A 22,703-nucleotide genomic window follows, 5' to 3' on the forward strand; every position below is an offset into this window, starting at 1 on the left:
CCGTGCTCCTTACAGCATTTCAATAAATGCCGCGACTCGGGTAGCCAGTTGCCCGACATCTGACGTGGAATAATCCGTTTCAATGGCGATGTAGGGGATGTCGTGTCGTTGGCGGACATGCCGTTTAATCGCAAGAGATTCAACGGCATAGGTATGGCAGGCCTGCAGTATAACGTCCACTACGCCGTCCGCCTGGTACTCTTCCACCATCTGGCTAAGTAACGTTAAACGTTGATCGTTGGGGGAAATACAGGAGCAGCCAATGGCGAGATATTTGTTAACCAGCGCGTCGTAAACATCTCCTGTCTCTTCCACGCAGTGCTCGGTGGCCTTCGCTCCGGTGCAGTTTTCAAAGCCGACGACCCAGCCGCCGTTTTCTTCAATGGCGCGGACAACCTTTTCTGCTGCGCCGCCAATGGGGCAGCCGGTGATGAGAATACGAGGACGCGAGTCCAGCCTTTTGCCTTCCTGCCATGCCTGATGAACATGCCCGGTCATCTCATCAAGCTCATCTATCAGTACTTCCTTATCAAAACGGAAGGTGGCGCCATAGACAACTTTCAGGATGTCGCTGCCGCTGAGCGCCGGGGGATTTAGCTGGCCCGTACGGTAGAAATTTGCCAGCGCGCGTCGTTCACGGTTCTTAAGAATAATGGCTTCCCGCAGCGCGGTTTCACTCACCGGTTTACCAAACCGATTCTCAATGGCCTGCTGTAAACGCAGAATTTCAGCTTTCCAGAGTGCCCTGGAAGCGGGGTCATCGACGCTGTTTGGCAGCTGCATGACGTGTACTGCTTTAAATTCCGCCATGTATTCGTACATCTTCTTTTTACCGTCGCAGGTGGTCTCTCCCACTACCAGATCGGAAAAATAAAAGTACGGGCACTTATCCGTTTTGCCAAAACCGTAGCTGCTTTTGATCAGCGGGCAGAGGTTGCGAGGCAGGTCTTTTTCCGCCTCTTCGATGGTTTCATCAGACGTTGAGCAGAGTGAAACCACAACCGCACCAGCCGCGAGGGCAATTTCCTGCGGCATAAAGGTGCAGTAAGTTCCCACCAGCGGAATGCCTTGCTCCTTGAGCTCCATTACCGTGACAAAGCCTTTTTGGCGGGCCTCTGAGAATTGGTTAAAGAGGGTGGGCAGGTTGGTAATCAATGACATGGTTTTTCCTTCCCCGTAACACGGGAGATGATGAAAAGACCACGCATTATAACCATGCTAATTAAGTGGTTATGTGATGGTTAGCAATTAAACATCATTCATTTATCTTCAAGACCGGTGACTATATGTCGGCCTGAACTAGCTCTTCGCCAGCACTGTTTTAGCCCTGCGCTTTTCTCCCCAACCCAAATTGATCCCCGCTGCAGCCAGCAGAATCATTGCGCCGCCGACAAACTGTATCGGGCTCAGGCTGTGATCAAAGACAAAGCGATCCACTATTACCGCCACAATCGGGTAGATAAACGAGAGTGAGGCGGTAATCGACGTCGGCAGCTTCTGAATCGCGCCGTACAGCAGCTGGTACATAATGCCGGTATGAACGATGCCCAACATGGCCACAATTCCCCAATGGGTGAACGTCATGTGTTGCTGGAAATCCACCAGCGGCAGCAGCAGAAGGGTACCCACGGCTACCTGAACCAGGGCGATTTGCTGTGGCGGAACGCCTTTCAGCTGGCGGGTGATAAGCGCCGTCAGGGCATAAAAGAAAGCGGCACCGAGCGCCATTACAATGCCCAGCAGCCAGCCGCCGTTGCCGTCATGGTTTAGCCCGCTCGATAGCACAAGCAGCATGCCGACAAATGACGCACCCAGCCAGAGCCACTTGCTGCGGCTGACTTTCTCTTTCAGGATAAAAACGCCCATCCCCACCAGCATCAGCGGCTGCGTATTGTAGAGTACCGTAGCCAGTCCAATGGACGTTCGTGAATAGGCGGCGAACAGCAGCAGCCAGTTAACAACCAGCGCCACGCCGCCGAGGGCGGCGATCAAAACAACCTTGCGGGTCAAATGGCTGCGCCAGTTGCCGCTCATCAGGCCCAATATGAACAGCGTGATGGTTGCAAAAACGCAGCGCCAGAATACGACGTTGGCGATAGGTTGCTGAGAAATTACCACCAGCGCGCCGATGGTGCCGGAGATGAGCATCGCCGCAATCATTTGCAGGCTGCCGGTTCTTATCTCACGAGTCATTTTGTCTCTCCAGAATAAAGAGCTTTATTTTGAGCACTGTGTTGGGCACATTGAAGTGCTAAAATTAGGTCATTAAATTCTTTTGCCTTTATAAATGAGATAAAAATGAATGATTACCTTCCTGATGATATCGACAGGCATATTCTGACTATTCTTGCGGCAGATGCCCGTATCTCGCTCAAAGTATTGAGCGGAAAAATTGGTCTCTCTTCGCCAAGTACCGCAGAACGGGTCAAGCGGCTGGAGGAACGCGGCGTGATCAACGGCTACACCATGAATGCCAACCTGGAGGCTCTGGGCTACACGCTGCAGGGGCTGGTGCGCATGAAGCCTTTGCCGGGCATGCTGCACAAAGTGGAGAAGATGATTCAGGCGATTCCCGAATGCATTGAATGCGATAAAATTACCGGTGAGGATTGTTTCATTATCAGGCTGGTGATTCGCTCTATCGGGCAACTGGATGAAATCCTTGATGAGCTGGCCGAGTTCGCCCAGTGCAACACTTCTATCGTCAAAAGCACGCCGGTGAAGCGCAGGTTGCCTCCTTTGTAATGGCGTAATCCGGATATATTTTCCGGGTATTTGAATTATGACAGAAATATTAAATTTATCGTGCTGGCTGGATCTTATTTATTCTCTATAGTATTAAACACCAACCTCTGTTTAAGCATTAAGGATTTGCAATGACGACGGCTACGCTGAACGTAAAAATAAGTATCGAGTTAAAAGAGAAGATTCGTCACTATGCGGAAGAAAATAGTGAAACCCTGGCAAGCGTAACGGAGAGACTTCTGTCAAAAGCTTTTGATGATCTCGACGGTGATGTGGGCGTCGACGAAGATGACGTAGACAGCCAGCACACTTCAGAGACTCGCGTAACGCCATTAAACGATCGTGAGATCAAGGCATTGCGTAAACTACTGAAGAAGAAAAAATGAACGCCGGTACGGACAGTACCGCCCACGACTATCAGCAAGCCTGTGAATTATTGCGCTCGGGCTACCTGAAAAAAGTGAAACTGGGCTGGAATATTGGCAGCGATGAGTTTTTCCGCATCGCTTCAGACTGGTGCGATACCGGGGCCAGTATTAAAAAAGAGGGTGAGTATTTCACCATTACCCTAAAAGGGTTTGCCATTCCTCGAATTTCACAGCATTAATTTTTAGCGTCGGCTTATTGCTATTCTGACAGAATATTATTTCCCTCTTTTATTTTAGAGGGAAATAATCCGCGTTCTAAAATACCATTCCCCGTAGACTTTCATTTCTTGTTGCCGCCAGGTGCTGCCATAGCGGCTGCAGCCGCTGGAGCGCCAGCTGCATCTCCTTGGGCTCGAGGCTAAAGGGCAGGCGTAAAAAGCGTTCAAAGGCTCCCTCGACGCCAAACCGAGGCCCGGCGCCGATGCGAATTCCCTGGCTCTCGGCCGCGGCGGCAAAAATTGTGGCCAGCGGCTTCGGTAATTCCACCCACCATGACAGCCCGCCCTCCGGGGGCGACGTTTGCCAGTCCGGGAACAGCGTTTGCATGGTGGCGAAGCTGGTTTCACAGCGTTGGCGAAGCATTTCTCTACGCTGGGGCAAGAACTGCGCCGCATCGTTAAACAATTGAGTGGCAGCCAGCTGCTCCAGCAAAGGCGTCCCTAAATCGAAGGTATTGCGGATTTGTATCAGCGAACTGATGGTTTTGCCCGAAGCCCTTATCCAGCCAAGCCGCAGCCCGCCCCAGAAACTTTTCCCGGCTGAGCCCAGCGAGATGGTGTGTTCCTCGGGGCCAAAAGCGGCCAGGGGAGGAGGGGGCGGCGCGTCAAACCAGAGATCTGCCATTGTCTCATCCACAACCAGCGTTGTGTGGCTGCGGGCGGCAATCTCGTTCACTCGTTGGCGCGTAGTGGCGTCCATACAGCGGCCGGTTGGGTTATGGAAATCTGGAATCAAGTAAGCCAGCCGGGGAGAGGTCTGGGCGATAGTCGCCGCCAGGCCGTCAACGTCCCAGCCGCTGGCGGGCAGGCTGACCGGCACAGGTCGACAGGAGGCGCCGCGAATGGCCGCTAACGCCATCGGGTAAGTAGGATGATCGACCACCACGCGATCGCCCGGGCCGGTGAATAGCCGGAGGATCAGCCCCAGGCCGCTGACGGCGCCGTTGACTACCATGATTTGGTCAGGCGTGGTGGGTAATCCACGGGACGCATAGTGGCGCGCTATAGCTTCTCTCAGCTCCGGCAACCCCTGACTCTCATAGCCGGTAGAGGATAAATGTTCCGGCAGGAAAGTGAGCGCGGTGGAATAGGCCCGATGAATCTCCGGCCCGGCGCTGAGGGCGGCAGTGGACAGATCCAGTACCGGAGCATTGCCGGGCAAAGGGGAAATGGCCGGGCTGCTTTCGGGCAGCATGGTGACGGAGCCTGAACCCTGTCGGCTCAGCAGGTAACCCTCCTCACGCAGCTGCGCCAGCGCGGAGGCGACGGTGGTGCGGCTCACGCCCAGTGCGCCAGAAAGCTCTCTTTCCCCCGGCAGCCTGCTGTCGAGCGGTAAGCGGCCATCCAGGATCAGCAGCCGCAGCCCATCGGCCAACTGGCGATAGACCGGCGAACGGGATGACGCCTGATGCCAGTGGCCCAGCAGGCGTGTTAAAGATGAAATTCCGATTCTGCGCAGCGTCATAGCAGTCCACTTTCTGATAACTGGACCTTAATACTAAGTCCATTTTGCGAGAGGGTATAGCCATAAAAACACAATGAGGATCTTTGTCATGATGGCTCGTCGCCTGCTGCAGCTTTATACCGGCCTGGTTTTTTATGGTATTTCAACCGCGATGTTTGTTCGTGCCGATCTGGGGGCCGATCCCTGGAACGTTTTCCACCTCGGCGTGGCGAGGCTGTTCTCTTTAAATCTTGGCCTGGTGATGATTATCGTTGGCGCGCTGGTGTTGCTGTTGTGGATCCCACTGCGTCAGCGGCCCGGGCTCGGCACCATCAGCAACGTGATAGTTTTAGGGCTGGCGGCGGATGCCACGCTGGCGCTAATGCCGCCGCTGGAATCGCTTCTCGCTCGTTCCGTTTTGCTGGGCGGCGCTTTGGTGGTTAATGCTCTGGCGACGGGCATGTATATCGGCGCGGGTTTTGGCGCCGGGCCACGAGACGGGCTAATGACCGGGATCCATGCCAGAACGGGCTGGTCGGTACGCAGCGTGCGTACCGCCATCGAGGTGACCGTGCTGATTTCCGGCTGGTTGATGGGCGGCAGTTTCGGCGTGGGTACCGTGCTTTATGCTTTAGCCATCGGGCCGCTTATCCAGCTTTGCCTGCCGTGGTTTCGCGTTAAGCCGCGGAATAACGCAGTGACAGTTGCACCGGAAACTACATCCTGACTCTCTGACTGTGCTAAACAGTATCTTCCGCAGAACAAAATTCGCTTAACGGGAGAGAGCATGCGGCACGAGATTGTGAGTAAACCGGCGCTTAACTGGAACAGCTTTCAGCTGGCAGAGATATTAACCCACTGTTTTGAACAGTACGTGGTGCCTTTCCGCCTGGAAGGCGAAACGTTCGGCTGGAGATTTGCTTCTGAAGATTTTTTCCCCGGCGACAGCCTCGTCTGGCTTGATCGTGGGGAACCTAAAGCGATGGCGCTGGTGACACGGCGCGGGCGAACCTGTCGCCTTGCCGCGTTTGCTATTCGGCCGGAGCTTCGCGGGCAAGGGCTTGGCAAAATCTTCATTCAGCAACTGATTGACGAAGCGCGGGCTCGCGGCGATCGGCAGTTTTTTCTGGAAGTGATTCTGGGCAACGAGGGCGGGCTGGCGCTGTATGAGCGAATGGGCTTTGTGCGCCAGCAAACGCTGGTGGGCTTTCACTCCTCTGGCGTTCCCGAAGGTGAGGTTAACGGCGAGCTGCTGGAAGTCGACCCGCTGCAAATGACCCGAAGAATGATGGCCAGCCCCGATGCGCCACTGCCCTGGCTTTGCGCGGCTGAAACGCTGTATAAACTGCCTGGTACGGCTTTTGTGCTGGATGAAGTGGCTTATGCGATGGTGGTTCCTGGTGAGATACCGAAGCTCAGAGGGCTGTTTGTTGAGCCACATGCGCGACGTTCGGGGAAGGCGAAAAAACTGCTGGCTTTACTTCAGCGCCGGTTCCCTGGATTAGTAACTATTCCGAGCCTGCCCGAGGCCGTTGCGCCGTTATTTTTAAGCAGCGGTTTTACTCAGGATACGCTCCAGCAATATGAAATGAAGCTTACTTTATAGATGAGAATAAGTGAGGGCGAAGGCCCTCACCGCGTAGGTTACAGCACGCCCTGAGCCAGCATTGCGTCCGCAACTTTGACAAAACCGGCGATGTTCGCGCCGCGAACGTACTGCGTTTGTTTCCCTTCTCCGCCGTAATCCACGCAGGCCTGATGAATATCAAGCATGATGTGGTGCAGGCGAATATCCACTTTTTCGGCCTTCCAGCTCAGACGGGCCGCATTCTGCGCCATCTCCAGGCCCGAAGTGGCCACGCCGCCTGCGTTTGCCGCTTTGCCTGGTGCAAACAGCACGCCGGCTTCCACAAACAAATCCGTCGCGGCGATCGTGGTTGGCATATTTGCCCCTTCGGCTACCGCCTTCACGCCGTTGGCGATGAGCGTTTGTGCCGCCTCGACGTCCAGTTCGTTTTGAGTTGCGCATGGCAGAGCAATATCAACCGGCACGCTCCACGGCTGCTGGCCTTCCAGATAAGTGAGGCCAAATTCTCGGGCATAATCTGCTACGCGGCCGTCGCGGCTGGCTTTGATTTCGCACAGGCGGGCCAGTTTCTCAGCGGTAAAGCCTGCTTCGTCGACCACGGTGCCGTTGGAGTCAGAGGCCGTGACCACGCGAGCGCCGAGCGACATGGCTTTTTCAATCGCATACTGAGCCACGTTGCCGGAGCCGGAAACCGCCACGCGCATGCCTTCGAAGCCCAGACCGTGACGCTGCAGCATGGCGTCGGTGAAGTAGATCAGTCCGTAGCCGGTGGCTTCAGGGCGGATCAGGCTGCCGCCGAACGACAGTCCTTTGCCGGTAAACACGCAGGCGGTGTTGTTGGAGAGCTTTTTCATCATCCCGGCCATGTAGCCGACTTCACGGCCGCCTACGCCGATATCGCCCGCCGGAACGTCGGTATCCGGGCCCAGATGGCGGTACAGCTCAAGCATCAGCGCCTGGCAAAAACGCATGATTTCACCTTCGCTTTTGCCTTTAGGGTTAAAGTCGCTGCCGCCTTTACCGCCGCCCATCGGCAGGGTGGTGAGGGCATTTTTAAAAGTCTGTTCAAAGCCAAGAAACTTCAGGATCGACAGATTAACGGAAGGGTGGAAGCGCATTCCGCCTTTGAACGGGCCAATGGCCGAGTTGAACTGCACGCGCCACGCCCGGTTTACCTGCACCTGATTGTTGTCATCCACCCAGGCAACGCGAAACTGGATCACGCGCTCCGGCTCGACCAGGCGTTCGAGCAGCGCCTGCTGGCGATATTGCGGATTGCTTTCCAGAAACGGCCACAGCGTGCTCATAACTTCGCGAACCGCCTGAGCGAATTCAACCTGATGCGGGTCGCGTGACTGTACTGAGGTTAAAAAGTCTTCGAGAGATAATGCTTGAGCCATCAGAGGTAACTCCTTGTTGAAGGTCGTGTTGTATGCGTTTTTTGTATGGTTTTTTTTCGACTATAACATTTTCTTATGAACGGGCATCAAGCGATTTTTTCACCAGGATGGCAATAAAGAAGGGAAGCGTTTAGTCAGACTATTTACCCTAAAAAAATCTAAAATCCGGTCTAATAACAGTCAATAAAGCGTGTTCTCTGACTGTTTCTTACCCCTTTGGGAGGCTGGTTAGCCTCCCGGGCAGAGGTTAGAAGTGCGTGTTGACGCTCATGTAATACGTGCGGCCAGACTCGTTGTAAGTCTCGGCGCCCGCGCCATACATATAAGCGTTGGTGGTGGCATTCCCGGTGGTCTGGGCGTTACCCGCGCGCCAGTGGCGCTTATCCAGCAGGTTATCAATGCCGGCGGTTAAGCTGACGTTTTTGGTCGCGTCCCAGGTCGCGCTCATGCCAATGATGCTATAAGGGCTGACCTCGTTGGTGTCGCTGCCGGTGACAGGTTCGCCCTTGTAGTTGTACTTCTTCGGTGCCTGTTTGCCGTACCACGTCAGCGTGCTTTGTAGCGAAATGTCCGGGTGAACCTGCCAGCTCAGCGTGGAGTTAAGCGTATATTCAGGGATGATCGACAGGCGATCGCCAGTTTCTTTGTTTTTGCTTTGCAGCATATAAGTCAGGTTGTTGTTCCAGCTCACGGTCTCCGTCAGCGGCAGATTAATGGTGCCTTCAAGACCTTCCACCACGGCTTTAGGCACGTTGCCCCACTGGTAGATATCGGTCTTCTTACTGTTAGAGGCAATAGGCGAATAACCGGATTCAATCTTATTGTGGTAATCGTTCCGGAACCAGGTGATCCCGGCCTGATAGCCGTCCCGCTTGAACTCCAGGCCAATCTCTTTGTTGACGCTGGTTTCGGCCTTCAGGTCCTCATTCCCCATCAGATAGCACGCCCCGGCACTGGCTGCGCAACCCTGCCCGCGGCTGTAGAGAATGTAGTTCGGGTTGGTCTGATACAGACTTGGCGCTTTATAAGCCCGGGCAATACCAAGCTTAAGCGTTAGATCTTCCACTAACTCCTGGCTCAGGTTCAGCGACGGGCTCCAGTTATTTCCTACGATGGAGTGATGATCAAAGCGCAGCCCCGGCGTCAGAATAGTACTGCTGGTTAACTCCATGTTGTTTTCAGCGAACAGGGAGAAGATCTCCGCTTTAGAGTAAGGGCTACGGCCAGTGGATGAGAGACCCGGAATCGGCCCGCCTTCGCTTAACGACTGGGTGTTAGACGAACCGTCTTTCATGCGCTGCTGGTTCCATTCGCTGCCGACGGTGAGGTTTTGATTCACCAACAGATTAAACGGAATGCTTGCTTCGCTATGCAGCATGACATCGCTGAGATCGATATCCGAGAACTGGTTGTTGGAGAAGATCCCCTCTGTGCCGCCTGCCAGGCCTTCGTTCATGCGCGAGTTGCGGGTGTGTTCGTATTGCACGTACGAGTTAGTGGTGACGCCGTTATCCCAGCCGCCGGTCCAGGTGACGGCATAGTTCTGGCGGTAGAGGCGATTGGTCTCTTTGCCGTAGTTATCCTTCACCAACTGGCTGGTATTCGTATTTTGTGTATCGCCTGAGTAGAGGTTGCCCTGGCGGCTGTAGCCGGTTTCAAACTCCAGCGCCTGCATGGGGGCAAATTCCCAGCGGATCATCCCGTTAAGATCTTTATGGATAACGCCTTCGCGGCCGGCAGGTAGCGTGTTGGCGTAAGATCCGGTCCGCAGGGACTGGTGCCCCTGGTTGATGTCCCAGGCGTCCGCCTGCGTTTTATCGAGGTTGCCGTAGAGGCGGAAGCTGACGTCATCCCCCAATGGCCCCGTCAGGCTGAAGTTGGTGCGTTTGGTCGATCCTTCGTCTTTGTGTTCCGGCGCATTGAAATAGGTATTCCAACTGCCGTGGAACTCGTTACTGCTGCGTTTGGTAATGATGTTCACCACGCCGCCCGCCGCACCATTGCCGTAGCGGGCTGCTGCCGGACCACGCAGGACTTCAATGCGCTCGATCATTTCCGGTGGAACCCAGGATGCGTCACCGCGGGTATCGCGCTCGCCGCGCCAGCCCAGACGAACGGAGTTACGGCTGGTGACCGGTTTACCGTCAACCAGGATCAGCGTGTTTTCCGGCCCCATGCCGCGAATATCGATTTGGCGACCGTTGCCGCGCTGCCCGCTGGTGGAGTTGCCGGTCAGGTTAACTCCAGGCATGGTGCGAATGATTTCAGAGACATCGCGCGCGACCGGGTGTTTCTTTAATTCCTCGGAGGTAATCACCGACACGCCGGGCGCCTGCAGCGTTTGCTGGGCCGCTGTGACCACCAGCGTGTCTTCATTTTCTACGAGGGCCGTCTCTGCCGCCGCCGAAAAGGCAGTGCCGTAGAGGCCCAGACTCACCAGTGTGGCGAGGGAGTACGATAATGTATTGTTCATTATTTATCCTGAGTGTCACCGCCTGCGTCCCGTAAACTCCTTTCCCAAATGAGGAAGGACGCGGCAAAAGTGCCTGGAGTTGAAAGTGCGGAAACACGCTATTGCAAATGAAAATAATTATCAATATCTTTCTCTGTTGACATTTTAAACCAATTAATTCCGCTAATTAATCATCCCTGGTTATCAATCTCCGCGTTAACCATTCACCAACCTGATACTCCACAGTTGACCTGCCGACTTTACTGTTGCGATACATATTTAGGTGATCTCATTAACAAACTCAGGTAAATGCCCCGCGTTTTGCCCCCTTCGGATTGTGAGAACCGCTATTCCAGGCTAGATACAAAATGTAACAACTCTCGGTATCCACTTAGAAAACGGACAAAATTGATGGATAGATTTGGGAAACACCTCGTCTGGGTCGTGCTTGCTTTGATAGGCGCATTCGCCCTCGGCTATATCGCACTGAATCGCGGTGAGCAGATAAATGCGCTGTGGATTGTTATTGCCTCAGTCTGTATCTACCTGATCGCCTATCGCTACTACGGTTTGTTTATCGCTAAACGCGTGCTGACGGTGGATGCCACGCGCATGACGCCGGCCGTGCGGAACAATGACGGCCTTGATTACGTCCCAACGGATAAAAAAGTGCTGTTTGGCCATCACTTTGCCGCCATCGCCGGAGCGGGGCCGCTAGTAGGGCCGGTGCTTGCCGCGCAAATGGGCTACCTGCCGGGCATGCTTTGGCTGCTGGCGGGCGTGGTGCTGGCAGGGGCCGTGCAGGACTTTATGGTGCTGTTTGTCTCAACGCGTCGCAACGGACGCTCGCTGGGGGAATTGGTTAAAGAAGAAATGGGCAACACCGCGGGCGTTATCGCGCTGGTAGCCTGCTTTATGATTATGGTGATTATCCTCGCCGTGCTGGCGATGATCGTGGTGAAGGCGTTAACCCACAGCCCGTGGGGCACGTACACCGTGGCCTTTACCATCCCACTGGCGCTGTTTATGGGCATCTATATTCGCTATTTGCGCCCGGGGCATATCGGCGAAGTATCGGTGATTGGCCTGGTGATGCTGGTGTTTGCCATTATTTCCGGTGGTTGGGTTGCAGAGAGCCCAACCTGGGCTCCGTACTTTGACTTCACTGGCGTACAGCTAACGTGGATGCTGGTGGGCTACGGTTTTGTAGCTTCTGTGCTGCCGGTGTGGCTGCTGCTGGCGCCGCGCGACTACCTCTCCACCTTCCTGAAAATTGGCACCATCATCGGGCTGGCGATCGGCATTTTGATCATGCGCCCGACGCTGCAGATGCCATCATTAACAAAATTCATCGATGGGACTGGCCCGGTCTGGAGCGGGGATCTGTTCCCGTTCCTGTTTATCACCATCGCCTGCGGGGCCGTTTCTGGTTTCCACGCGCTGATTGCTTCCGGCACCACGCCGAAAATGCTGGCGAACGAAAATCAGGCCTGTTTCATTGGCTATGGCGGCATGCTGATGGAGTCCTTTGTGGCGATCATGGCGCTGGTGGCGGCCTGTGTTATCGACCCTGGCGTGTACTTCGCGATGAACAGCCCGATGGCGGTGCTGGCACCTGCGGGCACGGCGGATGTTGTGGCTTCAGCCGCGCAGGTGGTGAGCGGCTGGGGCTTCCATATTACCCCGGAAACGCTAACCACTATCGCCAGTGAAGTCGGCGAGCAGAGCATTATCTCTCGCGCAGGCGGGGCACCGACGCTTGCCGTCGGGATGGCGTACATTCTGCACGGCGCGATGGGCGGGCTGATGGACGTCTCGTTCTGGTACCACTTTGCCATCCTGTTTGAAGCATTGTTCATCCTGACGGCGGTAGATGCCGGGACTCGTGCGGCGCGCTTCATGCTGCAGGACCTGCTGGGCGTGATTTCTCCGGGGCTGAAACGGACGGATTCGCTGCCGGCCAACCTGCTTGCGACCGGGCTTTGCGTACTGGCGTGGGGCTATTTCCTGCATCAGGGCGTGGTCGACCCGCTGGGCGGCATTAACACGCTGTGGCCGCTGTTCGGTATTGCCAACCAGATGCTGGCGGGCATGGCGCTGATGCTGTGCGCAGTGGTGCTGTTCAAAATGAAGAAGCAGCGTTATGCCTGGGTTGCGCTGATGCCGACCGCATGGCTGCTGGTTTGTACTTTAACGGCAGGCTGGCAAAAAGCGTTCAGTTCGGATGCAAAAGTGGGCTTCCTCGCTATCGCCAACAAATTCCAGGCGATGATCGACAGCGGCAATATTCCGGCGCAATACACGCAGTCGCAGCTTAGCCAGCTGGTGTTTAACAACCGCCTGGATGCGGGATTGACCATCTTCTTTATGGTGGTGGTTGTGGTGCTCGGCTGGTTCTCGCTGAAAACTGCGCTCAAGGCGCTGAAGTCTGAGCAACCAACGTCGAGTGAAACTCCGTATGAGCCTATGCCTGAGAATTATCAGGAGATCGTGGCGCAGGCGAAGAGCGTGCATTGATTTTTACCCTCACCCTAACCCTCTCCCTGGAAGGGAGAGGGGATAGATTAGGCTTCTTTATTCAGCCCATCCCCTTTGGGTAAGGGGTTAGGCTGGGTTTCTTTATTCCCCCTTTGGGGAGAGGGCCGGGGTGAGGGGCAACCTGCTGGAGACACTATGTTCGACAATCTAGCCAAAGCCGGGAAATACCTCGGCCAGGCCGCAAAAATGATGATTGGCGTACCCGACTACGACAACTACGTGCAGCACATGCGCCTGACGCATCCAGAGCAGACGCCGATGACCTACGAAGAATTTTTTCGCGAGCGTCAGGACGCACGCTACAGCGGTAAGGGCGGCGGACGCTGCTGCTAAAACTTAGCATTTAACAAAAATGTGACATTTCGCCCGTTTTTTAGCGGCCAGCAAAAATCCTGTTGTGCGAAACCGGCGAGTGTGATTTTATCAATGACGACTTTTAACACTGATTCAGGAAACCCATGACCCATTCCCTGCAGACTTCGACCCTACTAGTTACCGCGCTACCAGCCGCGGTGGTCGTCGTGCGTGTGGTGGTGGTCGTCGGCAATGCGCCGTAGGGACTGAATCAACGCATCGATTCCAAACCCCGCCGGCGCAAACCGGGCGGGGTTTCTTGTTTTAAGTGCCTGCCCAGAAGCGAACCGGCTAATTAGAAGGACTGGAGCATGGCAATTTCGGACACACCCTCACAGCGCATCACCGGTGCCCAGCTGATTGTAAAAATGCTGGAACATCATGGAATTACAACGGTTAGTGGCATTCCTGGTGGCACCGTTCTGCCGCTCTACAATGCCCTGAGCCAAAGCACCCGCATTCGCCACGTACTGGCTCGTCACGAGCAGGGCGCGGGATTTATGGCGCAGGGCATGGCGCGTACCAGCGGCAAACCGGCGGTCTGTATCGCCTGCAGCGGACCGGGCGCCACAAACCTTGTCACCGCCATTGCCGATGCGCGTCTCGACTCCATTCCGCTGGTTTGTATCACCGGCCAGGTACCGACTTCAATGATTGGCGCCGATGCTTTCCAGGAAGTGGACACCTACGGAATTTCGATTCCTATTACCAAACATAACTACCTGGTGCGCAGCATTGACGAGCTGCCGCAGGTGATTACCGACGCCTTTCGCATTGCGCAGTCTGGCCGCCCTGGCCCGGTATGGATCGATATCCCTAAAGACATTCAGACCGCTGAAATCGACATCGCCGAACTCCCTGCAGTGGCCTCGCCTTCGGCCGCGCCGGCCTTTGACCATCAGGACATAGCCCTTGCGGCGGCGATGATCAACGAAGCCAAACGCCCGGTGCTTTACCTGGGCGGCGGTATCATCAGCGCAGGCGCAGCGGAGCAGGCCCGTGAGCTGGCTGAGCGTGCCGGGCTGCCAACGACCATGACGCTGATGGCGCTGGGGACGATCCCCGCCCGACACCCGCTTTCCCTGGGAATGTTGGGGATGCACGGGGCGCGCAGCACCAACTTTATCCTTCATGAAGCCGATCTGCTGATCGTGCTTGGCGCTCGCTTTGACGACCGCGCAATTGGTAAAACCGAAGAGTTTTGCCCGAATGCAAAAATTATCCACGTCGATATCGATCGCGCCGAGCTGGGCAAAATTAAGCAGGCGAATGTGGCTATTCGCGGCGACGTGCGCGATGTCCTGAGCCAGCTTACCCCACAGACCAAAAATGCCCAGCGCAGCGAGTGGCTGCAAACGGTGAGCGATTTGCAGCGCGAGTTCCCGTTTGCCACACCTGGCGCGGACAACCCGCTGATGCCTTACGGGTTAATCAAAGCCGCTGCGGCCTGCGTAGACGATGAAGCTATTGTCACTACTGACGTAGGCCAGCACCAGATGTGGGTGGCTCAGGCTTATCCACTCAACCGCCCGCGCCAGTGGCTGACGTCCGGTGGCCTGGGCACTATGGGCTTTGGCTTACCGGCTGCGGTTGGCGCGGCGCTGGCCGAACCCGGTCGTAAAGTGCTGTGTTTCTCCGGTGACGGCAGCCTGATGATGAATATCCAGGAAATGGCGACCGCCGCTGAAAACAATCTGGATGTGAAAATTATTCTGATGAACAACCAGGCGCTGGGGCTGGTACACCAGCAGCAGACGCTGTTCTACCAGCAGAATATTTTCGCCGCGACCTACCCCGGCATGACGGATTTTCTGACCATCGCCCGCGGCTTTGGCCTGGCAACCTGTGACCTGAACCAGGCGGAAGATCCGCAGGCCGCGCTGCAGGAAGCGATTTCTCGTCCCGGGCCTTGCCTGATTCACGTTCGCATTGACGCCGATGAAAAAGTTTACCCAATGGTACCGCCGGGTGCCGCCAACACTCAGATGATTGGAGAGTAATTCATGCAGCAATCAATCACTAAACAGTCAACAGTCATTCTGGAACTCACGGTGCGCAACCACCCGGGCGTGATGTCACATATCTGTGGCCTGTTTGCCCGCCGTGCGTTTAACGTGGAAGGCATCCTTTGTTTACCTTTACCGGAAGGCGATCAGAGCCGTATCTGGCTGCAGGTAGCAGACGATCAGCGCCTGGAACAAATGGTTAGCCAGGTCGATAAGCTAGAGGATGTGGTGCAAATCATTCGCCACGCCGACGACCCTGGCATCTTTAACCGCCTGACCGTATTTGTGCAGTAAGTCAATGAAACCGGGGCTTTCATGCATATTTTTGAAAGCCCCTTGCCCGGATGCATAAACCCCGGAAGCTGCGCCGCAATCCCGGCATGCCAAAGAACGATTTCAACCAACCTCAAGTAAAAATCCGTTAGCCTGCCCTGAGAAAAATAAGCTGACTAAATTTTGTTCGTGCTTATTTGTTGCTTTAAAGCTACACTCAAGGAGTCAAGGATGAACATGATTACGTTCTTCGAAACAAGTAGTGGCTTGAGCATATAAGGAAGAAAAAATGAAATTTAGCGAATTTGATCAAACGGTTATTGATATGCTTCGCGAAGATCACGCCTTCGCCGTGGACTATCTTAAAGAAGCCTTTATTGGGCTGGACGGTGAAGATGGCGAAGCGATGTTTCTTATTGCTATGCGCCGCCTGGTGGAGGCCAGAGGCGGGTTTACGGAGATTGCCAGAGCGGCAAACCTGAACCGCGAAACGCTTTATCGCACGCTGTCAGAGCGTGGAAACCCCACCATCAAAACCACCAAAAAGGTACTGCACGCGGTGGGGATCCACTTCTCAGAGATTGCGGGCTGACCGTACGTTATAAACCCTGGCGAACCAGCAAGTCAGGCGTAATTTCGGCAATAGATTTCGCGCCGGTCAGCGTCATCGCCACGCGCATCTCTTTCTCCATTAAGTTCAGCAGATTGCTGACGCCGGCTTCGCCGTGGGTCGCCAGCGCATACAGGAAAGCGCGTCCCAGCAGCACCGTGTCGGCACCCAGCGCAATCATACGCACCACGTCCAGGCCGTTGCGGATGCCGCTGTCAGCCAGAATCGTAATATCGCCTTTCACCGCATCGGCAATAGCGGGCAGGGCGCGAGCGGAAGAGAGCACGCCGTCCAGCTGGCGGCCGCCGTGGTTAGACACCACGATCCCGTCGGCGCCAAAACGCACCGCATCGCGGGCGTCTTCCGGGTCGAGGATCCCTTTAATCACCATCGGGCCGTCCCAGAACTCGCGGATCCACTCCAGATCTTTCCAGGAAATGGACGGGTCAAAGTTGTTCGCCAGCCAGCCGATATAATCTTCCAGCCCGGTCGGTTTGCCGAGATAGGCGGAGATATTGCCCAAATCATGAGGGCGGCCGTTTAAGCCGACATCCCATGCCCACAGCGGGTGCGTTACGGCCTGAAGATAACGGCGCATCGCTGCGTTAGGGCCGCTCATGCCTGAGTGTGCATCACGATAGCGAGCGCCCGGCGTTGGCATATCGACGGTAAACACCAGCGTAGAGCATCCGGCGGCTTTCGCCCGCTCCAGCGCATTGCGCATAAAACCGCGATCTTTCAGGACATAAAGCTGGAACCACATCGGGCGGCTGATGGCGGGGGCGACTTCTTCAATCGGACAAACGGACACCGTCGACAGAGTAAAGGGAATGCCTTTCGCCGCGGCGGCTTTTGCGGCCTGAACTTCTCCCCGGCGCGCATACATGCCACAAAGCCCCACGGGGCCGAGGGCCACCGGCATAGACAACGTTTCGTTAAACAGCCTGGTTTCCAGACTCAGCGCCGACATGTTTTTCAGTACGCGCTGCTTGAGCGCCACCTGTGCCAGGTCTTCCACATTGCGCTTCAGCGTATGCTCGGCATAGGCCCCACCGTCAATGTAGTGGAATAAAAAGGGCGGCAGAATGCGCTCGGCGGCGGCACGGTAGTCGGTTGCTGCGGAAATAATCATCGTTTCTTTTCCCTTATTTCATCACTTGCTTCGTCCGGGAGGCGGGTAACGCGTGCCTGACGGGCTTCGTCTTCCTGCAATGTCTTGATGGTGGCGTGGACGTAACCGAGGTGAGACTGGGCGGCTCGCCTGGCGCGCTCGGCGTCACCGGCCAGAATCGCCTGCAATAGTTCGTCGTGCTGCTCGGTTAGCCCGGCAAAAATGGACGGGACGGTATACATGCGCTGGCGGCTATGGAGTACCGAGGATTGCAGCAGGTCAAAGAACCCGCGCATGGTCTGCAGCAGCACGATATTGTGGGAGGCTTCGGCAATCGCCAGGTGAAACCTGACGTCGGCCTGGGCGGCCAGATCCGGGTCGTCGCTTTCTTTAAATTTGAGCGTGGCATCAAAACAGGCGATCAGCTTTTCTTTGTCGGCCTGCGTCGCCCGCATAGCCGCGTACCAGGCCGTGCTGCCTTCAATGGAATGCCTCGCTTCGAGGATATCCAACTGGTAATTGGGATCGCCCTCAACCAGCGTTTTCAGCGGCTGCACGATGCGTTGTTCCGACCATTGTTCGGTCTGGTAGCGTAGATAAGTGCCGCCACCGCGTCGGCTGGCCAGCACGCCTTCGCCAATCAGCTTCTGAATCGCCTCGCGTAAAATCGAGCGCGAACAGCCCAGTTCTGCGGCCAGCTGGCGCTCGGCGGGCAACCGCATGCCCGCCTCCAGATTACGTTCTTCAATCAGCGCCTTTACACGTTCAACCATCTGGTCGGCTAGGCGCGGTACGGCTTGGGTCATGGGATCATCCAGGTTAAAACATAGGCCTGCAGCGTGGTAATTACGCCCACCATGCAGGTGAAAATCAGGCTGTGCTTCACGGTGAAGCGGAACAGGTCTGACTCTTTGCCCACCAGCCCCACCGCCGCACAGGCAATAGCAATCGACTGCGGCGAAATCATCTTGCCGGTGACGCCGCCGGTGGTATTGGCCGCCACCAGAAGCAAGTCAGACACGCCAATCTGCTGCGCGGTGGTTGCCTGTAGGGCAGCAAACAGGGCGTTAGAAGAGGTGTCCGACCCGGTCAGGAACACGCCCAGCCAGCCAAGGAACGGCGAGAAGAAGGTAAAAGCATGGCCGGTGTGTGCCAGCGCCAGGGCAAGCGTTGCCGACAGCCCGGAATAGTTGGAGATAAAAGCAAACGCCAGCACCATGCCGATGGAGTAAATCGGCAGCGCCAGCTCCTTCAGCGTTTCCCCAAAGGTTGCCAGCGCCGCTTTTGGCTTCATGCGCAGGTAGACAATAGAGATCAGCGCCGCGACCAGAATTGCCGTGCCGGTGGCTGACAGCCAGTCGAACTTAAATACCGCCGCGTAAGGTGCACTGGCGGCAACGACCGGCGGCATTTTGGCGACCAGGTTATCCAGGAACGGTACCGAGAAATTATAGACCCAGTCCGCCATCGCGCCGCCTTTAGCGAACAGCGCTTTAAACGGAGGAATACTCCACAGCGTGACCGTGGCCGTTAAGAACAGGAACGGCATCCAGGCTTTGACAATCTGCCCGGTAGTATATTTTTGCGAAGACGGCTCTTGCACGGTTTCAGCCGCACCCTCGCTATCAAAGCGGAAAATACGCACCGGCTTCCAGACCCGCAGGAACGCCGTCAGACACACCAGCGACACCAGCGATGAGATGATGTCTGGCAGCTCAGGGCCGATAAAGTTGGAGCTGAGATACTGCGCGATAGCAAACGAACCGCCCGCCACGATCACCGCCGGCCAGGTTTCTTTGATGCCGCGCCAGCCGTCCATAATCGCCATGATCCAGAACAGGACGATGATCGTCAGGAACGGCAGCTGGCGCCCTACCATCTGGCCAATCTCGAAGCTGTCCAGGCCGGTGACCTGCCCGGCAACGATAATCGGGATCCCCATCGCGCCAAAGGCGACCGGCGCGGTGTTCACGATCAGGCACAAACCGGCGGCATAAAGCGGTTTAAAGCCGAGGCCGACGAGCAAGGCGGCGGTAATGGCAACCGGCGCACCAAACCCGGCGGCGCCTTCGAGAAATGCCCCGAAAGAGAAGCCGACAATCAGCATTTGCAGGCGCTGGTCCGGCGTAATCGACAGGATAGAGGAGCGAATAATGTCGAACTGGCCGGTCTTTACCGAGATCTTGTAGACGAACACCGCGGCGACGATTATCCAGGCAATCGGCCACAGACCATAGAAGAAGCCATAAACCACTGAAGCAAGCGCTCTGTCCACCGGCATACGGTACAGAAACAGTGCGACGAGCAGCGCAAGCAATACCGTCAGCGTCGCGGCTTTGTAGCCCTTCATGCGCAGCTTAATCAGCGCGAAAAAGAAGAACAGGATCGGGATCGCGGCAATCAGGCTCGACAGCCAGATATTCCCGAGCGGATCGTAGAGTTGTTGCCAGACTTGCATGCAGGTGTTCTCCAGGGTGAGGCGTTTATCGTTTTTTATTAGATTGGTAGGACCAATTTTGCTTTGTAGAGCAAATGATGGCTAATGGTTAATCTTGTGTTAATGAATGGCAACGGTCTGGCGAGCCTTTATCGGCATTTTGTAGAAAAGGGCACGTTTTTAGTGAAATTGGTAGGACCAAAAAGCCTCTCCTCCGGGCGGAAGAGAGGGCGAAATGTTAAAGCTCCTGGCGAGTAGGGCGGAACAGAATTTCGTTAATGTCGACATCCTCTGGCTGACTGATGGCGAAGGCGACCACGCTGGCAAACGACTCGGCGGAGATCGCGACATCATCGTAAAACTGTTGGATATTAGCCGCCACGTCCGCTTCGGTAATGCTGGTCACCAGCTCACTCTCAACTGCACCCGGCGAAATAATTGTCGTGCGGATGTTGTAAGGTTTTACCTCCTGACGCAGCCCTTCAGATATCACCCGCACCGCCGTTTTGGTGGCCGCGTAAACCGCGCTGCCCGCGCGGACTTTGTGACCCGCGACAGAAGAGGTATTGATGATGTGGCCGCTTTTTTGCTGCTGCATGTAGGGCAGAGCCGCGGCAATGCCATACAGCACGCCCTTAAGGTTGACGTCGATCATCGCATTCCAGTCATCAAACTTTTTGCGATCGAGCAGCGAATGCGGCATCAGACCCGCATTGTTGACCATGACATCCACTCGTCCGTACAGCGACACGGCCTTATCTACCAGCGCCTGCACCTGCTCGGGCTGAGTGACGTCGGTCTGCACCGCTGCTTCCGGGCTCAGGTTAAGATCCTGCGCCAGTTTTTTTAGCCGATCGAGACGGCGAGCGCCCAGCACGAGCTTAGCGCCGTCTTTAACCAGGCGACGCGCCAGGGCCTCACCCAGGCCACTGCTGGCGCCGGTGATCACCACAACTTTATTTTCAATGCCTTGTGTCATGTAACCCCCATCGCTATTTTTTGTATTGCTCATCGCTGACTTTTTCCAGCCATTCAACCGGGCTGCCGTTCAACGACTCGGCAATCGCGATATGCGTCATTGCCGTTTCTGGCGACGCCCCGTGCCAGTGTTTCACCCCTTCGGGGATCCAGGCGATATCGCCCTGGTTCAGGTCCTGAATCTCTCCACCCCATTCCTGCAGCCAGCCGCGCCCTTGAGTAACAATCAGCGTTTGACCAAGCGGGTGCGTATGCCAGGCCGTGCGTGCGCCGGGTTCAAAGGTGACGGTAGCCCCACCTACACGTGCGTTTTCCGTGCCGCTAAATGGCGCATCAATGCGCACCGTGCCGGTAAAATAACTCTCCGGGCCTCGCTGAGAAGGTTGAGATCCGCTGCGGGTAATTTTCATGTTGTACTCCAGATAGCGCATTCATTGATCGTAGAAATACAGTAGACGCGATTGGCGCAGGGGACTAGCCGGTGAAATGTACAAGAGCTTATGAATTTGGCTCATGAATCTCGCTATACTTTAGGGATTCCGTTACTGATTGAGGCGCGTTCGCCCATGCTAAAAGAGAACTTTCACGATCTAATGTCATTTATGGCAGTGGCGCGCGAACGAAGTTTTACCCGGGCAGCGGCTAAACTTGGCGTTTCCCAGTCGGCCTTAAGCCACGCGATTCGCGGACTTGAAGAGCGCCTCCAGCTTCGCTTGCTAACCCGCACGACGAGGAGCGTTGCGCCGACCGAAGTCGGTGAAAAGCTGCTTGCCAGCCTGGCGCCTCGTTTTGCCGATCTGGAGAACGAACTGGCCGTTCTGAGTGAAATGCGCGAACGCCCGGCGGGCAATATTCGCCTTAATGCGGCGGAACATTGTGTGCAGTCGGTTCTATGGCCGGTATTGCAAACCTTTCTGGTCGACTACCCGGACATTAACGTAGAAATTAGCGTCGACAACGCGCTGACCGACATTGTTAGCGGTCAGTTCGATGCAGGAATTCGTCTCGGCGAGCAGGTGGCAAAAGATATGGTAGCCGTGCGCATTGGCCCGGAGCTCAGCATGTCGGTAATTGGCTCGCCCGCTTATTTTGAAAAACACGGTTACCCGGCCACGCCGCAGGATCTCCAGCAGCATAACTGCATCAATATGCGTCTTCCTACTTTCGGTGGACTGTATGCCTGGGAGTTCGAAAAAGATGGGCGCGAGCTAAAAATTCGTGTTGAAGGGCAATTGACGTTCAATAGCCTTCGCCAGCGCATTGATGCTGCGTTGCTCGGCCTGGGGCTGGCTTTTGTCCCGAGCGATACGGTAACCGACAAGATTGCCGAAGGACGACTGGTGCGGGTGCTTGAGGCCTGGTGCAAACCGTTTCCCGGTTATTATCTTTATTACCCCAGCCGCAAGCAGCATACGACAGCCTTCTCCCTGCTGGTGGATGCGCTGAGATATTCGTCCTCACCCACAGATGATTAATGGATTATCGATGAGTTTTTCCGAACGATTTGCGAGTCGTTGCTGAAAATTCACCGATGCCGAAGCCTGAACGTTCCCAGACCCTTTTTTTAGCCCTGCTCGTAACTTATTGATTTGTCGATTATGCGCCGTTGCCCCTAAAAAAAGGGTGTGAAGTGGGAAAGAGATGGTTTTACCTATTGCAACAGAGGGTTAGCTGTGAAAAGCTCTGGTTCACTGCCGTACAGGCAGCTTAGAAAAGTCCCGCTGGAGCAGTGGTGCCTGGCTGGCCGTTCACTGCCGTACAGGCAGCTTAGAAAGCAATAACGCTGATTAAACCTAACACTGGCACGTTCACTGCCGTACAGGCAGCTTAGAAATGTGCAACTTCCTCAATGCTGAACCCGGCCTCGTTCACTGCCGTACAGGCAGCTTAGAAATACCACCGGACGGACGTCACGCTCAGCCTGACGTTCACTGCCGTACAGGCAGCTTAGAAAAGATTACCTGAATATCTCAAGCCTGCAGATATGTTCACTGCCGTACAGGCAGCTTAGAAAACTTCGCCGCCGCCGCTCTCTTCGCTGCCGCACAGTCAACACACATCTTGAGATGATGGAGCTGTTTAAATAACGTTCACGTCTGTAGCCCAATTGGGCTACAATAT

At 55.5% G+C, this 22,703-nt stretch carries 22 protein-coding genes and 1 CRISPR repeat array; of the genes, 12 read left to right on the forward strand and 10 right to left on the reverse strand.

Annotated features, from left to right (window positions below; translation table 11 throughout):
- Window positions 1–9: 9 nt before the first annotated feature.
- Together CNE01S_RS09445 and CNE01S_RS09450 are read right to left on the reverse strand one after the other, a co-directional pair.
- Window positions 10–1,161: a double-cubane-cluster-containing anaerobic reductase gene (locus CNE01S_RS09445; RefSeq protein ID WP_061275433.1), complete on the reverse strand. Its 1,152-nt coding sequence runs from the start codon at window positions 1,159–1,161 to the stop codon at window positions 10–12.
- Between the two features lie 138 nt (window positions 1,162–1,299).
- Window positions 1,300–2,193, reverse strand: coding sequence for a DMT family transporter (locus tag CNE01S_RS09450; RefSeq protein ID WP_061275435.1), 894 nt, complete (start codon window positions 2,191–2,193; stop codon window positions 1,300–1,302).
- A 105-nt stretch (window positions 2,194–2,298) separates the two neighbouring features.
- Between CNE01S_RS09450 and CNE01S_RS09455 the strand changes: the two genes are divergently transcribed.
- The 3 genes from CNE01S_RS09455 to CNE01S_RS09465 all read left to right on the forward strand — a co-directional run bounded on the left by CNE01S_RS09455 (window position 2,299) and on the right by CNE01S_RS09465 (window position 3,352).
- Complete coding sequence (locus CNE01S_RS09455; RefSeq protein WP_061275437.1) at window positions 2,299–2,745, forward strand: Lrp/AsnC family transcriptional regulator; 447 nt, start codon at window positions 2,299–2,301, stop codon at window positions 2,743–2,745.
- 131 nt (window positions 2,746–2,876) lie between these two features.
- Window positions 2,877–3,131, forward strand: coding sequence for a hypothetical protein (locus CNE01S_RS09460; protein ID WP_038475018.1), 255 nt, complete (start codon window positions 2,877–2,879; stop codon window positions 3,129–3,131).
- Entirely contained in the window at window positions 3,128–3,352 is a 225-nt protein-coding gene (locus CNE01S_RS09465) for a hypothetical protein (protein ID WP_061275439.1), read from the forward strand. Before CNE01S_RS09460 ends, CNE01S_RS09465 begins: the two co-directional genes overlap by 4 nt.
- 76 nt (window positions 3,353–3,428) lie before the next feature.
- Here the strand turns inward: CNE01S_RS09465 and yczR are convergent, their stop codons facing one another.
- Entirely contained in the window at window positions 3,429–4,856 is a 1,428-nt protein-coding gene (yczR, locus tag CNE01S_RS09470; protein WP_061275440.1) for a MocR-like transcription factor YczR, read from the reverse strand.
- Between the two features lie 91 nt (window positions 4,857–4,947).
- Between yczR and yczE the strand changes: the two genes are divergently transcribed.
- Complete coding sequence (yczE, locus tag CNE01S_RS09475) at window positions 4,948–5,562, forward strand: membrane protein YczE (RefSeq protein ID WP_061275511.1); 615 nt, start codon at window positions 4,948–4,950, stop codon at window positions 5,560–5,562.
- A gap of 60 nt (window positions 5,563–5,622) precedes the next feature.
- Complete coding sequence (locus CNE01S_RS09480; protein ID WP_061275442.1) at window positions 5,623–6,441, forward strand: GNAT family N-acetyltransferase; 819 nt, start codon at window positions 5,623–5,625, stop codon at window positions 6,439–6,441.
- A gap of 38 nt (window positions 6,442–6,479) precedes the next feature.
- On the opposite strand, the gene gdhA is transcribed toward CNE01S_RS09480, so the two are convergent.
- On the reverse strand, window positions 6,480–7,823 hold the full coding sequence (gene gdhA, locus CNE01S_RS09485; protein ID WP_061275444.1) for an NADP-specific glutamate dehydrogenase: 1,344 nt from the start codon (window positions 7,821–7,823) through the stop codon (window positions 6,480–6,482).
- Between the two features lie 247 nt (window positions 7,824–8,070).
- Complete coding sequence (locus CNE01S_RS09490) at window positions 8,071–10,296, reverse strand: TonB-dependent siderophore receptor (RefSeq protein WP_061275446.1); 2,226 nt, start codon at window positions 10,294–10,296, stop codon at window positions 8,071–8,073.
- A 390-nt stretch (window positions 10,297–10,686) separates the two neighbouring features.
- Between CNE01S_RS09490 and cstA the strand changes: the two genes are divergently transcribed.
- From cstA to CNE01S_RS09515, 6 genes are all read left to right on the forward strand, one after another.
- Entirely contained in the window at window positions 10,687–12,792 is a 2,106-nt protein-coding gene (cstA, locus tag CNE01S_RS09495) for a pyruvate/proton symporter CstA (RefSeq protein ID WP_061275448.1), read from the forward strand.
- 156 nt (window positions 12,793–12,948) lie between these two features.
- Entirely contained in the window at window positions 12,949–13,146 is a 198-nt protein-coding gene (locus CNE01S_RS09500; protein ID WP_061275450.1) for a YbdD/YjiX family protein, read from the forward strand.
- A gap of 125 nt (window positions 13,147–13,271) precedes the next feature.
- Window positions 13,272–13,370 carry an ilvB operon leader peptide IvbL gene (gene ivbL / locus CNE01S_RS25220; protein WP_071842708.1) on the forward strand — a complete coding sequence of 33 codons (99 nt, stop codon included), beginning with the start codon at window positions 13,272–13,274 and terminating at the stop codon, window positions 13,368–13,370.
- A 108-nt stretch (window positions 13,371–13,478) separates the two neighbouring features.
- Complete coding sequence (gene ilvB, locus CNE01S_RS09505) at window positions 13,479–15,167, forward strand: acetolactate synthase large subunit (RefSeq protein ID WP_061275452.1); 1,689 nt, start codon at window positions 13,479–13,481, stop codon at window positions 15,165–15,167.
- A gap of 3 nt (window positions 15,168–15,170) precedes the next feature.
- Window positions 15,171–15,467, forward strand: a complete 297-nt coding sequence (gene ilvN, locus CNE01S_RS09510) for an acetolactate synthase small subunit (RefSeq protein WP_061275454.1) — start codon at window positions 15,171–15,173, stop codon at window positions 15,465–15,467.
- Between the two features lie 268 nt (window positions 15,468–15,735).
- Window positions 15,736–16,038, forward strand: coding sequence for an addiction module antidote protein (locus CNE01S_RS09515; RefSeq protein ID WP_038474998.1), 303 nt, complete (start codon window positions 15,736–15,738; stop codon window positions 16,036–16,038).
- Window positions 16,039–16,045: 7 nt separating this feature from the next.
- Here CNE01S_RS09515 and lldD read toward each other — a convergent pair whose 3' ends face one another.
- The 5 genes from lldD to CNE01S_RS09540 all read right to left on the reverse strand — a co-directional run bounded on the left by lldD (window position 16,046) and on the right by CNE01S_RS09540 (window position 20,992).
- Window positions 16,046–17,188 (reverse strand): FMN-dependent L-lactate dehydrogenase LldD, encoded by a 1,143-nt coding sequence (lldD, locus tag CNE01S_RS09520; protein ID WP_061275456.1) that lies wholly within the window; start codon window positions 17,186–17,188, stop codon window positions 16,046–16,048.
- On the reverse strand, window positions 17,185–17,973 hold the full coding sequence (lldR, locus tag CNE01S_RS09525) for a transcriptional regulator LldR (RefSeq protein WP_061275458.1): 789 nt from the start codon (window positions 17,971–17,973) through the stop codon (window positions 17,185–17,187). The genes lldD and lldR overlap by 4 nt, the downstream gene beginning before the upstream one ends.
- Window positions 17,970–19,625 carry an L-lactate permease gene (gene lldP / locus CNE01S_RS09530; RefSeq protein WP_061275460.1) on the reverse strand — a complete coding sequence of 552 codons (1,656 nt, stop codon included), beginning with the start codon at window positions 19,623–19,625 and terminating at the stop codon, window positions 17,970–17,972. The genes lldR and lldP overlap by 4 nt, the downstream gene beginning before the upstream one ends.
- A 217-nt stretch (window positions 19,626–19,842) precedes the next feature.
- Complete coding sequence (locus CNE01S_RS09535) at window positions 19,843–20,583, reverse strand: SDR family oxidoreductase (RefSeq protein ID WP_061275462.1); 741 nt, start codon at window positions 20,581–20,583, stop codon at window positions 19,843–19,845.
- 13 nt (window positions 20,584–20,596) lie between these two features.
- Complete coding sequence (locus CNE01S_RS09540) at window positions 20,597–20,992, reverse strand: (R)-mandelonitrile lyase (RefSeq protein ID WP_061275464.1); 396 nt, start codon at window positions 20,990–20,992, stop codon at window positions 20,597–20,599.
- 156 nt (window positions 20,993–21,148) lie between these two features.
- On the opposite strand from CNE01S_RS09540, the gene CNE01S_RS09545 reads away from it, so the two are divergent.
- Window positions 21,149–22,057 carry a LysR family transcriptional regulator gene (locus CNE01S_RS09545; RefSeq protein ID WP_061275513.1) on the forward strand — a complete coding sequence of 303 codons (909 nt, stop codon included), beginning with the start codon at window positions 21,149–21,151 and terminating at the stop codon, window positions 22,055–22,057.
- A 211-nt stretch (window positions 22,058–22,268) separates the two neighbouring features.
- Window positions 22,269–22,596: a CRISPR direct-repeat array (repeat unit 28 nt; unit sequence GTTCACTGCCGTACAGGCAGCTTAGAAA).
- Window positions 22,597–22,703: the final 107 nt, after the last annotated feature.

It is taken from the genome of Cedecea neteri NBRC 105707 = ATCC 33855 (genome assembly GCF_001571265.1).
GTDB classification, from domain to species: Bacteria; Pseudomonadota; Gammaproteobacteria; order Enterobacterales; family Enterobacteriaceae; genus Cedecea; species Cedecea neteri.

Bases quoted from the DNA above. Each gene is read 5' to 3' on its own strand.
- CNE01S_RS09445 (WP_061275433.1), bottom strand. From the start codon at position 1,161: ATGTCATTGATTACCAACCTGCCCACCCTCTTTAACCAATTCTCAGAG.
- yczE (WP_061275511.1), top strand. From the start codon at position 4,948: ATGGCTCGTCGCCTGCTGCAGCTTTATACCGGCCTGGTTTTTTATGGT.
- CNE01S_RS09455 (WP_061275437.1), top strand. From the start codon at position 2,299: ATGAATGATTACCTTCCTGATGATATCGACAGGCATATTCTGACTATT.
- CNE01S_RS09460 (WP_038475018.1), top strand. From the start codon at position 2,877: ATGACGACGGCTACGCTGAACGTAAAAATAAGTATCGAGTTAAAAGAG.
- ilvB (WP_061275452.1), top strand. From the start codon at position 13,479: ATGGCAATTTCGGACACACCCTCACAGCGCATCACCGGTGCCCAGCTG.
- cstA (WP_061275448.1), top strand. From the start codon at position 10,687: ATGGATAGATTTGGGAAACACCTCGTCTGGGTCGTGCTTGCTTTGATA.
- ivbL (WP_071842708.1), top strand. From the start codon at position 13,272: ATGACCCATTCCCTGCAGACTTCGACCCTACTAGTTACCGCGCTACCA.
- CNE01S_RS09490 (WP_061275446.1), bottom strand. From the start codon at position 10,296: ATGAACAATACATTATCGTACTCCCTCGCCACACTGGTGAGTCTGGGC.
- CNE01S_RS09500 (WP_061275450.1), top strand. From the start codon at position 12,949: ATGTTCGACAATCTAGCCAAAGCCGGGAAATACCTCGGCCAGGCCGCA.
- CNE01S_RS09535 (WP_061275462.1), bottom strand. From the start codon at position 20,583: ATGACACAAGGCATTGAAAATAAAGTTGTGGTGATCACCGGCGCCAGC.
- CNE01S_RS09480 (WP_061275442.1), top strand. From the start codon at position 5,623: ATGCGGCACGAGATTGTGAGTAAACCGGCGCTTAACTGGAACAGCTTT.
- CNE01S_RS09465 (WP_061275439.1), top strand. From the start codon at position 3,128: ATGAACGCCGGTACGGACAGTACCGCCCACGACTATCAGCAAGCCTGT.
- CNE01S_RS09540 (WP_061275464.1), bottom strand. From the start codon at position 20,992: ATGAAAATTACCCGCAGCGGATCTCAACCTTCTCAGCGAGGCCCGGAG.
- ilvN (WP_061275454.1), top strand. From the start codon at position 15,171: ATGCAGCAATCAATCACTAAACAGTCAACAGTCATTCTGGAACTCACG.
- lldR (WP_061275458.1), bottom strand. From the start codon at position 17,973: ATGACCCAAGCCGTACCGCGCCTAGCCGACCAGATGGTTGAACGTGTA.
- gdhA (WP_061275444.1), bottom strand. From the start codon at position 7,823: ATGGCTCAAGCATTATCTCTCGAAGACTTTTTAACCTCAGTACAGTCA.
- CNE01S_RS09545 (WP_061275513.1), top strand. From the start codon at position 21,149: ATGCTAAAAGAGAACTTTCACGATCTAATGTCATTTATGGCAGTGGCG.
- CNE01S_RS09515 (WP_038474998.1), top strand. From the start codon at position 15,736: ATGAAATTTAGCGAATTTGATCAAACGGTTATTGATATGCTTCGCGAA.
- lldD (WP_061275456.1), bottom strand. From the start codon at position 17,188: ATGATTATTTCCGCAGCAACCGACTACCGTGCCGCCGCCGAGCGCATT.
- yczR (WP_061275440.1), bottom strand. From the start codon at position 4,856: ATGACGCTGCGCAGAATCGGAATTTCATCTTTAACACGCCTGCTGGGC.
- lldP (WP_061275460.1), bottom strand. From the start codon at position 19,625: ATGCAAGTCTGGCAACAACTCTACGATCCGCTCGGGAATATCTGGCTG.
- CNE01S_RS09450 (WP_061275435.1), bottom strand. From the start codon at position 2,193: ATGACTCGTGAGATAAGAACCGGCAGCCTGCAAATGATTGCGGCGATG.